The following is a 14966-nucleotide window of genomic DNA, read 5'->3' as shown; positions in this document are numbered from 1 at the left end:
AAGCATACAACCAAGAGTCGCAGACATTAAATACCATGTCTGCGATTCTTTTTATATCTACGAAACCATTTACCTAATTATATATAACTTACTAATTATTAGCACGTTAAGAAAATTAAAATATAAACTTTAGAAACGTAAGATATCAAAAGACAAATATTTATATTATATATCTTGCTGTTTATCAATGTGTTACATTCATCCAGGTAAATAGTATCGTAGATGTAGTAGCTTTTTAACTACTTATATCTACGAAACTATTTACCTAACATTGCTTATCTTACTGATATTAAGGCAATTATCATTATTATAATTTTATAATTAAAATCACGATAACTATGAAATAGTATATCAACGAGTAATATGTAACTCCTTGGTATTATGATAGTTACAAATTTAGCGTAAATGGTTTCGTAGATATAAAAGATATCGTCTACATTTTATTATCGAAAAGCACAAAACATAGTTAACCAAATCTTTTTAAACTATCATAATCTACGAAATCATTTACCGAAAATATTATAAGTGTTTAATATTCAGTACTTTAGGTATATTCTTTTAAAACAAAAATTATTTTTATAATTAGAATTTACTTAGATTATTTAATTAGGGATTCTGTAATGTAATGAAAACCAGAGAATTAGTAGATTACCAGTAAACGGTTTCGTAGATGTATGTAAACAGTTTCGTAGTTGTTGGTAAACGGTTTCGTAGATATAAGTAAACAGTTTCGTAGTTTTTTGTAAACAGTTCCGTAGATATTACTGATTTTGGATAGCTTTTCTATTATTATCAGAGCTGTGTAGAAGTCTTTTGAATATGGAAATTATTCTGAGAAGTATTTTGGTTACCTGAATCTCAACCTTAAATTCATCTACGAAAGTATTTACTTATAACTATGTAATGAGTTGATATACAGATGTTTATATATATAATAGTAAAGTATTTTTTTAATAAACTATAGTGTTGAATATCATGCATGAAAAGTTTTGTTAAGTTTGTATTTAGCTAATTTTCAACGTGTAAACTAATTTGAGGTAAATGGTTTCGTAGATATTAATTCGTTTAAGTTGATTAACCAAAATCTACGAAACCGTTTACATTGTTTTCGTAAAGAATTGATTTACAAGGCATTATGTCTGTTTCTTAATTTTCTTCTTTATTTATAAGTTTCAATTATGTTTTTATAATCTTATGACTTTTGTAAATATTTGATACTTAACAGGTTAGCCGTGATAAGGTAAATGTTTTCGTAGTTATTGGTAAATGATTTCGTAGATTTTGGTAAACAGATTCGTAGATATAAGTAAATGGTTTCGTAGTTTTTAGTAAACAGTTCTGTAGATATTCATTTCAATAGTGTTATATCCATTAATATCATTCTTTCCTATATCTTCTATGATGAGTTAGTTTTAGCTATAAATATTGATGTACAGACATGCTTACATGCAAACATGTTTAAATGTTTACATTAAATATAAGTCATTAGCTCCTGGCGTATCCTTCTGATTTAGCAAGAAAAGATATCATATCATGCTCTTTTAATAAAATAGAAATTAGTTTTATGGTATTTTCTTTTGGTATTTCTCTTATTTTCATTACCTTTGTTACTTGAAGCAACATATTATGTAAAATTCATGGTTAGAAGAAAAAGAAAAAACAATAATATGGGCAAGCGATTATGCTATATAGCCTTCGGTCTTGTCCTTACTTTTATTATCGGATTTGAAGCATATCGGATGATTTCATCTTATTTCATAAGGAGAGCATCTGATAAGCAATGGCCTATCCACGATCTTACCACTGGTGAATATTCTGGCAGCTATGATGGAATTGACATCTCGCGTCATCAGGGCAGAATTCATTGGGATAAATTGGGTAAAATCAAGCGCTTGCAATTTATCTATATAAAATCTTCAGAAGGAACAAACATTCAAGATCCGTGGTACGAATCGAATATCAAGAATGCCAGAGAAAGTGGCATTCCTGTAGGATCTTATCATTTCCTTTCCAAGGCTCCTGCAGCCTTACAGTTTGAAAATTTCCGTTCCGTATATGATAAAGATAAGCAAGACTTGCTCCCCGTAATAGATGCAGAGGATGATGGTACAAAGGGAATGAGTAAAATAGAGATTCAACTGTTATTAAAAACTTTCTGCAAACTTTGCAAGGTTTATTATGGACATACACCTATTATATATTGTAGCGAGAGTTACTTCAAGGATTATCTGAGTCCAGAATTCGATAATTATTATCTTTGGATAGCCAGCTATAATCATGAGCCTGTACTACCTGGCAAACCTCATTACGACATCTGGCAATTTAGTCGCCATGGAAGAGTACCGGGTATTTGGAATTGGGTGGACCTGAATAGATTTTCTAAAAATAGAAGTATAAATGATATCAGACTTAAATAAACTTCAACAAGAAGATTACTATTACTATTACGGATAACAACATGAAAACATGTTTCTATGTAAACAGGAAGTTGAGAGAGAGAGGAGATGGGAGCTCTCACTATTTATGCTATGTAGCAGAAGGGGCTCACATTTTTTCTGTGCTGGCCAGTTCCTAATAAATAAGGATTTCTCATTTCCGATATTCTTCGTACCTTTGCACCCGAATTTGAATCATGCGGAAAAATATAAGAGAAAATGAATTATAAAATGATGATGGCAATGGCTGGTTTAGGCATTGCTTTACCGATTTCAGCTGATACGGCATTATCGGACAGCAGCAAGGTGTTCGATATTGACGAAGTAGTGGTCGTATCACAGCCAAAGGAGGTGTTGCGTCTCCGACAGCAGGCACTCAGCAGTACATCGCTGAGTAGCTCTTTGATGAAAAAGATGGGAGTATCCGATTTACGTGATCTTTCCCGGTTTGTTCCTAATTTTGTAATGCCAAATTATGGTAGCCGTCTTTCTTCCTCTGTTTATGTCAGAGGAATAGGAAGCCGTGTCAATAGTCCTGCTATTGGTCTTTATCTCGATGGTATTCCGGTGATGAGTAAGTCGGCTTTTAATCTCCACAATTACCAGTTGAGTAGGGTAGATGTGCTTCGTGGTCCACAAGGCACGCTTTATGGTCAGAATACCGAGGGTGGATTGGTCAAGATGTATTCCCGTAATCCCTTCGATTATCAAGGTACAGATATCAGACTTAGCTATGGTAGTAAGTATTTTCGTAATGTAGAAGCAGCTCATTATCAGAAGTTCAATCAGCATGTAGCTCTTTCTCTGGCAGGTTTCTATGAGGGTCAGAAGGGTTTCTTCCGAAATACCAATACAGGCGACCGTTCGGATCAATATAACGAAGCGGGAGGCAAGATGCTTCTCAAGACCCGTTTTGATTCGGGTTGGAAGATGGATATTCTTGCTAATTATCAGTATGTTGACCAGAATGGATTTCCTTATGGAAAGCTTGATTTAGAGACGGGGAAGGCAGACCTTCCTGCTTCTACTTTCCCAGGAACGTATCTGAGAAATAACCTGATAACAGGTTTGAAACTGGGATATACCGGAAAGGGATATGATTTTACTTCCGTTTCCAGCTATCAGTATGTCAAGGACCGTATGTTGATGGATCAGGATTATCTTTCTGCCGACTACATGCATATCCTACAGGAACAATTGCAGAATTCCTTTACCCAGGAACTCTCCTTGAAGAGCAACAAGGCAGTGGGAGACTTCTGGCATTGGACAGTAGGTGGCTTTTTCTCCAAGCAATGGTTGAAGACCAACGGTCCGGTCTTTTTCGATGATGCGATGACAGCTCCGATTGGCAATGCAATCCAGCAGCAGATGTATACTGCCATTCATGCTTCGATGGTTAAGAAAATGATGGCGCAGGGAATGCCGGAAGTGGCAGCCAAGGCTGCTGCCAGTGCTGCCATTGAGAAGGCTGGAGGCATCAGCATGGGTGTCAGCATGGGTGCTCCTGGACTTTATCATACTCCGCAGACCAATCTCGGTTTCTATCATGAGAGTAATTTTGATATTACTTCCCGTCTGGTGGCAACACTGGGCTTGCGATATGATTATTTGCATACGGGCATTCATTATCAGTCGTCTGCCTATATGGCAATGACAGCAAATATGATGGGGCAGAAGGCTACCTATACGCTTAGAAGTGCTCTGGATGAAAAGACGAATGATGATTACAGCCAGTTCCTTCCAAAGATTGGTATTACTTATCGTCTTGATGATCAGCAGAGTAATATCTATGCCAATATCAGTAAGGGTTATCGTGCCGGTGGCTATAATATTCAGATGTTCAGCGATATCCTTCAGACGGAATTGAATGCCAATCGTCAGCAGGCATTGCGTGGTGATTACGATGTGCCTCATACTGCCGAGGATTATGAGAAGGTGAACCAGACGATATCATACAAGCCAGAGGTTTCATGGAATTATGAAGTAGGTTCTCATCTCAATCTCTTCAATCATGCTCTTCATCTCGACCTGAGTGCCTTCTATATGAAGGTAAGAAATCAGCAACTCTCAGTGATGGCAGGCAACTATGGATTTGGTAGAATGATGGTGAATGCCGGCAGGAGTCATAGCTGTGGCATTGAGGCAGCTTTGCGAGGCCAACTTGCCAATGGTCAGCTCGACTGGATGTTGAATTATGGCTATACTCATGCTGTCTTCGATGAATATACTGACGGTGAAGGTGAGAATGCGGTTAGTTATAAAGACAAGCGTGTGCCATACGTTCCGATGCATACCCTTTGTGCCATGGCAGACTCTCGTGTTAACTTCAACTCCAGTTTCTTGCGTAACATGGTTTTCGGAGCAAACGTAAACATGCAGGGCAAAACCTATTGGGATAATGCCAATACCTATAGTCAGGATGTTTATGCCGTATTGGGTGCTCATGTTGCCTTCGATTTCGGCATCCTGCAATTGAACTTATGGGGCAAGAACCTCACAGACACCAATTACAATACCTTTGCTGTAGACAATGCCGCAACCGGAAAGCGCGAATATTTTGCGCAGCGTGGCAATCCATTTCAATGTGGTGTAGATTTGAGTTTTCTATTTTAGATGATAATTGTCTCAACTCACTAAGAAACTATTTTTGCAGTAGAAGAAAAGACGCTCTGCAAGACAAAAGCATCAGAATAATCATGCTTTTGCTCTTGCAGAGCGTCTTGTTTATGATTCAATGGATTTCAATGATTATTTATTGAAACCGGTTATTTCTACGTATGGTGCCTGACCTCTTCCGTCCTCATCGCGATAAGATACCTTGATTATCTTGCACTCATCCGGCATCAGACAGAAGTAGTTGTCGCTGTAGATGACAGGCAGTATCTGCTCACCATCGCCACCCTTCAGGTTCAAGCGAATCAGGAGGGCAGGAACATTGCCAGTATTGCGGATCTCTACTTCTCCAATCCACTCTTCACCCTGCTGAACGAAGTGCTTGCCGCTGATGGAAACGGTTGCCTTAGGGAGTTTGGAGAGTGCCTGAAGGTTGTCTTCTTCCTTGCCTTGTACATAGAAGTTGTCTGAAATCATCTGGCTGTTCTGCTCCAGGCTCAATTTGATGTAGTAAACTTCCTCATCCGGTTCGCTAACGCTAACGGCATCTACGGTCTGGTCTTCACCCACGTTCACTTCCTTGCTTTCTTCCTTGAGCAGCTTTCCGTACATATCAAAGATCTGAGCCTTGGCAACCAGACCATTCTTGGCACCACCAGCGAAGTTAACCACCTCGGCAACCTTCTTCACTGGGTTATACTGGATATGTAATGGTTCGCAAGCCTTCTTCACACCAAAGTAAGCGGCTGTTGGCTCAAAGTAGTAATCATAGGTACACCATACCATGCTTGGCCAGCAGGCATGACTCATCCAGATGAGCAAACCGAGACGATCTTGCTGGGAAGACTCGTACATCGCACGGTAGCCATCATAGTTGAGCCACTGTGCCCACTTGGTAAACTGCTCTGCACTCTGAGGTTTGCCATAACGCTTTTCCATGATGTTGTTGAAAGATTCACCTCCCTGAGCCCCCTTCAATGTATAATCATGTTGTCCCCATGCATCGCTTTGTGGCCACAGATGTTCCGGTTCCATCATTCTGCTCAACGATTCGAAGGTAGGAACATTCGGCATACCTCGTTCTGAATGCAATTTATGACTCTGGTTAGCGAAGTAGAATGAAGGCGACTTCATCTGATAAGGACCATGTCCACTCACACCCAGGTCGGCTGAGCTAGGAATATATCCCAACTGTGGATGGATATCCTTCACCTGTTCTCTCAATACCTTGTCAATTGCTGCCGGAGGGAATCCCTCGTTTCTTCCGCAGTAGATGCCGATGCTGGCATGGTTGCGGATACGGGAGATGTAATCAGCTGAGTTTTCCAGGAACATCTTGTTGTCATCAGGATCTGGTCCGTCCCATGGGTTAGCCAGCCAGAAGTCCTGCCATACCATGATACCATACTTGTCGCATGCTTCATAAAGTTCCTCATCGCCAATCTGACCTACCCAGTCGCGAATCATGTTGTAGTTCATCTCCTTATGATAACGTACTGCTGCATCATATTCACGTCCACGATAGTTGAGGTTGGTTTCCGAGAATCCCCAGTTACCGCCCAGTGGGTTCAGTCGCTTGCCATTGATGTAGATCTTGGTCTGTGTCTCCAGGTCAGCATAGCTCATCTGTCGGATACCTGCCTTATAGGTTACCTCAGAAATCATTTCGCCGGAAGCCTTGTCTGATACCTTGAAACCGGCATCATATAAATAAGGTGAACCATAACCGTTAGGCCACCAGAGATTCATGCGCTGATTCTTGAGCTGTGGATAGTCGGTAGGAGCGAAGGAAACCTCACGCTTCTCGTTTGGCTGCAGACTAACTTCCTGCTCAAACTTGATCTTGCCGATATAACCAGCCAGTTTCACGGTCTTAGCCACGGCATCTGCATTCTGCAGGAAGACAGATGGGGTCATTGATGCCAGGGTGTCAGGCAAGTTCAGGGTTGATGTAACCACAGGATCCGAAACACTTACGCCATTGTCATGGGTAAGATAGACATCATTCCATATACCGATTTCACGACCTGGTGTATTGGTTATCCAGTCCCAGCCGATAGAAGCGTGGAAGGTAGGGTTGTCAGCACCCAGCTCTCCACCATTCAGGTCTGTGTTCTGGAGATTTTTCTGCTTCACAACGCCAAAGTGAGCATTTTTGATGACATGTACCTCCAACTTATTGGAACCTGGTTTCAACAAGTTGGTTACGTCGATACGAGAGCGGATAAAGGCACCATCAATTCTACCTATCTTTTCGCCGTTCAGTAATATATCAGCCTTCCAGTTGATACCATCGAAGTTGAGATAGGTATGCTGCTGCTTGTTGGCAGACGGCTTATGTTCGATGGTGGTACGATACCAGAAATCAGAGTTGAAGAACGATTCAGAAATCTGACGCATGTTGTCATCGAAGCGGTTATCAGGCACTGCCCCGATATTCATATAGCTGGTGAGTACAGTACCAGGCACCGTAGCCTGAATCCAGACATCACTTCCTTCTCGGCGCAACTGCCACTGATTGAGCATCTGCTTGCCATTCTTTGAAGCCAGCGTATTGGCAGTTTCTGCACGCAGGCCACCCTTACCCATTACCTGCATTTCAGATAAGGCATAGTGTCCGGATGCATCCGGTTCGGTAAGCTGCAGTCTAACATATCTGCCATGACCTTTGCAAGCCACCTTTTCTATCAACCCTTTCTTTTTTTGCTGTCCCAGGGTTGCAATATCGCTCCAGTTCCTGGCATCATTGGATACCTGAATCTTGCCCTGGCGAGCCTTGTTCACCCAGAAGAGATTCACCTGGTCGAAGTCTGCCTCTGTGCCCAAATCTACATAGAGCCACTGAGCCTTGGCATCTGTTTTATTTGCCAAGCCCGACTTCCAGACGCTGGAGAAGTGCATGGACGGACGCCATGAAGTGGTGTTGTCGATGAGTTTGATACGCCACCAGGCAGCACCCGGCATAATCAACTCGATGCGTACATGTTCGTAGTTGCCAGGTTTCTTCAGCGGGATGGAAACATTTAATTTTCTAAGTGGGAGTTTCACTACGTCCTGGAACTTATTAGGGTCGGAACTAACCTGCTGCTTGGTAGCAACACCAGGAAGGTCAGAACCCTTTTCTTCTCCCAGGACTTCCCATTTCTTTCCATTGTGTGAGCCCATCACCCGGATGGTATAGCCTTGCGAAGCCTTATCCTTATAGAAAGCCAGTTCACCGGTAAATTCCAATTTCTTGAGATTCACCGTCATGGCTTCCCAGTTAAACTCTACAAATGCATTTTCACCTTTGATATATTGGCTCGTAACCGTATTGCCGTCAATCATTTTCTCCTTGTCACGGTTGGACAGTTCGCCCTCATTGGTTTTCACACTGAGGAACGAAGGAGCTTTACTGGTGATGATACCGTCCGTTACGAGATGTCCCGTAAGGTTGAAATCTGCATTGGATGAAGTATATACCATTCGGTTCAATGCTATGTTCCGATAGGTGTTGTCCTTCACCATTCTTGGAGCCGTAAATTGAGAAGGGCGTCCAGGATATTGTCCGATACCCCTTGTCCCGGCTTGATCATCAGCATACATCATGCTTAAGGATTGGCTAAGTAAGGCCATTAACACAACTGCTTTTTTCATTAGGTTATTAATATAATTATTTACTACATTTTTAGCTTTATTCTGCAAAGTTACAAAAAAAATGCATATCTGCTGATTTTTTATTGCACTTTTATGTTTTATTTCATCTTGCAGTCGGGTAAAACTTCCATACATCTCCTGCCTTCAGCAGTCTTGAGAATGCAGCCAATGGTCTTTCTGCCTATGTTTCTGTTTATAGGAACCAGATCCTTGTTGAGTACTTCTACGTAGTGAACACCGGAGTTTGGTACATCCATAGGGAGGGTACCCTCAGCTTGCATCTTGGAGTGTTCGAACTTTGACAAGTCGTCAAATCTTACATAGCGGTTTGACTTGCCGTCGATGAAACCTACACATACCGCATCGGCTTCTGTAGCAATGGAAGCAAAGATGAGTTTTTCGCCAGCATAACGCTTAAACTCTCTGCCACGTTCCCGCTGCAGCAGTTCGGCCATGGAAACCTTGCATACCCTGCCGCTCTCGTATACCAGGATGAGCCATCCATCTTCTTCGTCTTCGTGAACGGCGAGCTTCAGTCGATAGTCTTGCCAGTCATCGTCATCCAGAACCTTATATTCATCGGTATCCATCAGGCAGATAACAGCTGTGACCGGACGATAACCTTCCTCATAGTCGTGGAGCACATTGTTGCGGAAACGCGAGGTCTGGATATGGTCGGTGATAGGAGCCGATTCCACGAGTCGGCTGCTGTTCTTTGTCTCCTTTTCATGTGGAGTTGGTTCGGCTGTTGAAGCCGGTGCAGAGGCAACAGCCAGATGCGGAATATGTTCTTCAGCCCATTGCTTTCTGATGGCGAGGAACTTATCTCTATAGTTCTCGTTTACCTTGCGTGCTGAAGTTCCCATACGCTCAAAATATTCGTAGCCCACAGAAATTGGGGTAGGGCATGGTTCGATGTCGATGATGAGCACGGCGTTGCTTACTTCCTCATCAAAGTGGGTATGCACATAGTGAGCCCCCTCCTGTCCGAGATAGTAAACCATTTTGTTGTTGACGTATGTTTCATATTTATCTCTTGAACCCTTGAAGAGCGTATTCTTCAGGTCTTCTTCCAGACCCATTTCGTAACCGATATCTGATACGCCAAGATACAGATGACCGCCTTCGGCATTGAGGAAGGCACAAATCTCCTGCATGATCTTGATGGTCTGTGCCTCGACATCTGCTCGCATGGAATTTTCCGGGTAGATGATAGAGGTCTTGAATTCGGTATGGAAGTCTTCCTTGCCATAGTTCTTCTTGTTGGAAGAAGACTTCTGCAGCTTCAGCAGCGCACGGATTTTGTCAAGAATATCAACCGCCTGGGTGAGCAGTCCCGATTTCTTCACGAAGTTGTGGGAGAGTACGAGCGATGCCAGCTGCTGAAGATGTGGATCTTCCGTCAGGCTGCTCCAGCGATAGAGTTCCTCGTAATGTTCCTCACTGTCCAGGCAGCCGATGATGCGCAGCTGCATGAAGTCATGGCGCAGGATGGCATTGCGTTCAAAGAGTTCCGGTTCTGTCTCTGCGATAAGATTGATTTTCTTTGTATCCACCTTGTCCAGTGCAGCAAAGTCGTTGAGGAGTTCCAGCAGGGTAAGACGACTGTCGTAATAGCTGACGCGCTCCTTGCTGTCCAGCATGATGGCTAGTAAACGGCAGAAGTTGAGATAGTTGTAAGCCTTGATGTTGTCCTCTTCCAGTGTTGCCTTGGCATCGATGATTCCCATCAGTTCGGCTACGTATACCGGATTCATGCTGACGGCATTTTCCAGTTCATCTTTTTCTTCCTTAGGGTTGTATACCTCGTTGTTGGCATAGCCGCGCATAAGCTGGTGGAAGGCTTCGGTAATTCCGAATCTGCTTTCAGGAGATTCCCGCAGGAAGGTGGCATAGAGGTAACCGTTGCTTCCTTCCGTGATGTTATCCACCTCTACTATCATGCCCTTCTTCAGGTCGCTGAGTTCCATGCCGGGAGCTGGAGCCACGGAGACAGAGAAACCTTCGCTGCTGACAGCCGGAATGCGAGGCACGCCCGGCACCTGGTTAGACAGCAGACAGGTGAGACGGGAGTTGTAGAAAAGGTCGTTTACTCTCACGTCGTCTTCATATTCCGTTATCATGTCGTGCATGGCAAAGACATAGCTTCCGTCACTCTTTATGTCCTTTACATAGGCACGCAGCATGAGTGGCATTCCCTGATATTCAAAGGATTGGATATTGATTTCTCCAGGGTAGAAAGATACCACATCGTTCAATACATCGAGTGTACCTTCTCCCTCGCAACCATCTTCTACCACCTTACATTCGAAGACGTATTGTGCGGGCAGCTGTTTGGTAACGATGATTACGGTTTCATCGTCTATATAGAGTTTTCTGTTCTGTTTCTTGGATGTCTTGCGTTTTTTGGAGAAGAGAGAGTGGTTGATATACTCCCAGAGTTCCTTAAAGTGTTCGATGGTAGTACCCACCTTGCCTCTCAGTTTTACCGGTGGCTTTTCGTCAAGACGGATGGAAAGACCATGCCAGAGTCCCATTCGGGCAGAAAGCGGCATGTAGAGATTATCCCTGTCAAGGTCTTTTGGCTGGATGGTGATGGCCTGCTCGTTGACAGAAAGCAAAGCCATGTCACTCTCATATTTGGCGGGTTCAAAACTTTCTACGGTATCGTTGTTCTGCGAGCAGAGCATATTGGACAGTACGAAGGCATCATCACTGTTGAAAGGCAGGGCAGCATCAAACTCTGCCTGGGTAAAGAGTGAGAGAAAAGCTCTCTGTAGGGTCTTGTTTGGATCACTCACGTTCATCAGTGAAACCAGTCGGTAGAGAATGGCCTGATTCAGTGAAGTATCGTAAATCTTGTGGGTGGCATTTCTGCCCAGTATCAGTTCAATGATGAGTACCTGTATCATCGTCTCCTTAGTGGTTAGGTCGCTGGAGAGTCTGTCGGTCTGATTATAGATATTGTCTACGTATCCCTGCAGCAGTTTGAGCCATTGCATCTGGAATGGCTTTCTGTTCCATAGGTATACTTCCTGGCTGCGAAGGGTAGCAAGGATGGTATCGATATGCTTTTCCATCATCGAGAAGTCGAGCATGAAGATACATTGCATGATGCAGAACTGCTTGCGTGGATGATAGATGTAGGCGCAAGTAGAGAGGGTAGAAAGTATATGGCTGATGGTATCCTCTGCCGTTCCGTTTCTCAAGATTTCGATGGCTTGGATATAATAGGATATCAGTTCGATGATATCCGTGAATCGTTGTTCCAGCAGGATGCGCTCGGCTTCCTTGCAGCGTGGCAGAAGGCTCTCGCTTTCAAGGGCTTCCAGGCAACGGGCATGGATGTTCTGTAGTTGTTCTTGTAGTTCGTCTTGATTCAGACTGCTGGAAATACCGTTTATCCAGCGCAGGCATTCCAGGTCGAAAATGTCGGATGGGGTATCTCCGAGCATCAGTTTTCTGAATTCCGGTGTATTCCAGCTTTCATTGCCGATGATATCGCAGAAATCCTTGTCGGAGAGTGAAAATTCTGATTTCTCGGCGCCCAAAACATCTACCAGTTGTACTTCCATCTGTTTCTGGCGGATTTTGGTAATCCTGCATCTTACTCTTGGGGTAAGAGCAGCATTGATGACGGTATCTCGTTTTAGTATGGCCGTAAAACCGTATTGATCTTCCAGATGGTAGCAGTCACCTATGGTCAGTTTTATCTTGAAGTCTACCTCATCGTCTTCTTTATAATATTGCCTCATGAGGAGTTCTATGTTCTGGGCAATGAAAACCTTGCCCAGGTGGGTGGTTACCATCAGGCAGTTGAGGGTTTCTGGCATAGGTTGCCTTCTCTGGAAGTCAATCTGTGCTACTTTATAGATTCTATCTTCTACTTCGATGACGAATTTATGTTCTTCTTCATCTATTCGCAAAACCTTTGCTGTTATATTCTTGTAGTTGTTCATAAATTAATAGTTTTGATATGCGCTGCAAAGATACAATAAAAAACTGACTTTCCTCCTTATTTTCTGTTTTTTTCTTCCTCTTTCCCTCAGAGGAATAGAAGATGTGTCTATGATAACGAAAATGAGGATTATCTACCAGGATATGTGCTTATGTTGTATGAAAGCAGGTATATGTTGTCTTTTGATGGTAAGAAAGGTAAATAAAATATTCTATATCAGCGACATAAATTCATAAAAAACTTGGTGAAATCAAGAATTATGTGTATTTTTGCAATTGTAAAAAGTTTAAAAACTAACACTGGATAATACTAAATGGTGAGAGTAAAACATATATTATGGTTGTTTTTGGTTTCTTGGATGTTGATAGCTTGCCAGCAGGAAAAGCATGACAGAAGCGGGGACGATACGAACAGCTTGCTTTCCATTGAGGATTCGATGGAGGCTAACCCCCGGTTTGTCCGTCAGAAAATAGATGATGGAATGAAGAAGGCTCCGGATAGTCTTACCTATTATGAATATATGTCCAGACTGGGCAAGTTCTTCGTGCTTTCTTCTTCGCCGGATTCCATGCCCCTATACATCAATCCGGTCGTAGCCTTTGCCGAGCATCAGCCGGAATCTCCTCGCCGAAACAGTCTCCTGGCTTATGCCTACAATTGTCAGGCAGGCAATTATCATAACTTTCATAAGAAGAGAGAAGATGTCATCACGCTCTATCATAAGGCATACGAACTGCTCAGGTACAGCGATTCCCCAAAGTTGATGCCGGATGTCTGTGCCAATCTGGGAGATGCCTATGTCTTCGACAACAACTTGCCCCAGGCTGCTCTTTGGTATCGAAAGGCGCTGTTCATAGCCGATTCTCTCCAAATGCCGAAGGAGCAGACCGCATCCCTGTATATGGGACTGGGACGCATCTATCTGCTGCTGGAAGACTATGAGGCAACCGTGAAATGTTATCAGCAGACCGAGAAGTATTTTTCTGATCTCTCGCTCAACCTGCAGGCTTATTTCCTGAACAATTATGGTAATTATTATTACTATACCAAGGATTACCATACTTCTCTGAAGAAATTTCTGATGTTGATGAAACTGCTGGAAAAACACGATAAGCATGAAACCTTCAGTATGTATCTCTGCAAGCTCAATCTGGCAGATGTCTATCTGAATCTCAATCAGTTGGACTTATCAGAGAAGTATCTGGATGAAGCCGAGAATTACATGCGTAAGAATGCCGATGAGAGTGCCATCTACTATTGCAATACTATCCGTATCGGACTGGCAGTAAAGAAAAAAGATTGGAGTGCCGTGAGCCGGATACTGGCAGTAGAGAAATCGGATGACCAGATGGACTTCTCGTTGCGCCAGATTCGTCATCAGTATCTGGTAGAATATTATGAGGCTAGGGGCGACTATCGCCAGGCTTATCATATTATGAAGGCAGATGACCTGATGCAGGATTCCCTGGCACACAATCGAACCCATATGCGCTCCGTTGATATCATGCAGCGTTTTGCCCAGGACACCCTGCAGCTGCATCATCGCATAGCAATAGAACATAAGAATGTGGAGATCCAGCAGGCTAGAAGTTTTATCTATCTGATTGTGGGCATTCTCTTGGTTCTGATTCTTTCTGCAGCCTTGTTTGTGGTTCGTTATCGCAGAAAGCAGGAGGCGGCTAAGCTCAACATCATGAACCTGAAGCTGAATAATGCCCGCAACCGTATCTCGCCTCATTTCGTCTTCAATGTCCTGAACAACAAGATAGTGAAATCTGATAAGGAGGAGGCAAACGAATTGCTGGAATTGACCAAACTGATTCGGGCCAACCTGGACATGTCGCTCCAGATGCAGACGTCTCTCAGGAAGGAGCTGGAATTCGTAAGACAATATGTGCAGGTAGAGAGCAAACTGATAGAAGATGGCTTCAAGTTTGACGTCCAGATAGACGAAACCATCGACCTGGACAAGGTGATGATACCGTCCATGTTTGTGCAGATTCTGGCAGAGAATGCCTTTGTGCATGGCCTGAAGGGATGGGAAGGCGAGAAACGCCTCACGATACAGGTACAAAAGGGACAGAAAGAGGGTGTCCGTATCACGGTAGAGGACAATGGACCTGGGTTTGATGCTACCAGAATGGCACTTCAGCATCGTACCGGACTCAACATCATCCGCCAGACCATTGCCATCGTGAACGAACGCAATAAGAACAAGATAATTTTCCAGAAGCATAACAAGGTAGATGCTGATGGAAAAATCTTGGGATGTCAGTGTACCTTCTTTATACCTATAAATATAAAATACTAAAAAATAGTCAGAT

Annotated in this window: 5 protein-coding genes; 3 read left to right on the top strand and 2 right to left on the bottom strand. The window is 43.1% G+C overall.

From position 1 onward, the window contains the following. Positions 1-1637 precede the first annotated feature (1637 nt). The gene (locus tag ACQRBJ_RS12835) at positions 1638-2417 is read left to right on the top strand and encodes a glycoside hydrolase family 25 protein (RefSeq protein WP_445303846.1); all 780 of its coding nucleotides are present in this window, start codon (positions 1638-1640) and stop codon (positions 2415-2417) included. A gap of 237 nt (positions 2418-2654) precedes the next feature. Then, complete coding sequence (locus ACQRBJ_RS12830) at positions 2655-5048, top strand: TonB-dependent receptor (protein ID WP_445303845.1); 2394 nt, start codon at positions 2655-2657, stop codon at positions 5046-5048. Between the two features lie 135 nt (positions 5049-5183). Here the strand turns inward: ACQRBJ_RS12830 and ACQRBJ_RS12825 are convergent, their stop codons facing one another. Further along, the gene (locus ACQRBJ_RS12825) at positions 5184-8633 is read right to left on the bottom strand and encodes a glycosyl hydrolase 2 galactose-binding domain-containing protein (RefSeq protein ID WP_445303844.1); all 3450 of its coding nucleotides are present in this window, start codon (positions 8631-8633) and stop codon (positions 5184-5186) included. A gap of 149 nt (positions 8634-8782) precedes the next feature. Further along, positions 8783-12643: an AlbA family DNA-binding domain-containing protein gene (locus ACQRBJ_RS12820; protein WP_445303843.1), complete on the bottom strand. Its 3861-nt coding sequence runs from the start codon at positions 12641-12643 to the stop codon at positions 8783-8785. A 357-nt stretch (positions 12644-13000) separates the two neighbouring features. On the opposite strand from ACQRBJ_RS12820, the gene ACQRBJ_RS12815 reads away from it, so the two are divergent. After that, positions 13001-14953: a histidine kinase gene (locus ACQRBJ_RS12815; protein ID WP_445303842.1), complete on the top strand. Its 1953-nt coding sequence runs from the start codon at positions 13001-13003 to the stop codon at positions 14951-14953. Positions 14954-14966 lie beyond the last annotated feature (13 nt).

The organism is Prevotella sp. SGI.167 (genome assembly GCF_050313615.1).
Classification (GTDB): Bacteria; Bacteroidota; Bacteroidia; order Bacteroidales; family Bacteroidaceae; genus Prevotella.
Note: the sequence above shows the minus strand (reverse complement) of the source record. Positions and strands in the feature narration are given on the sequence as shown.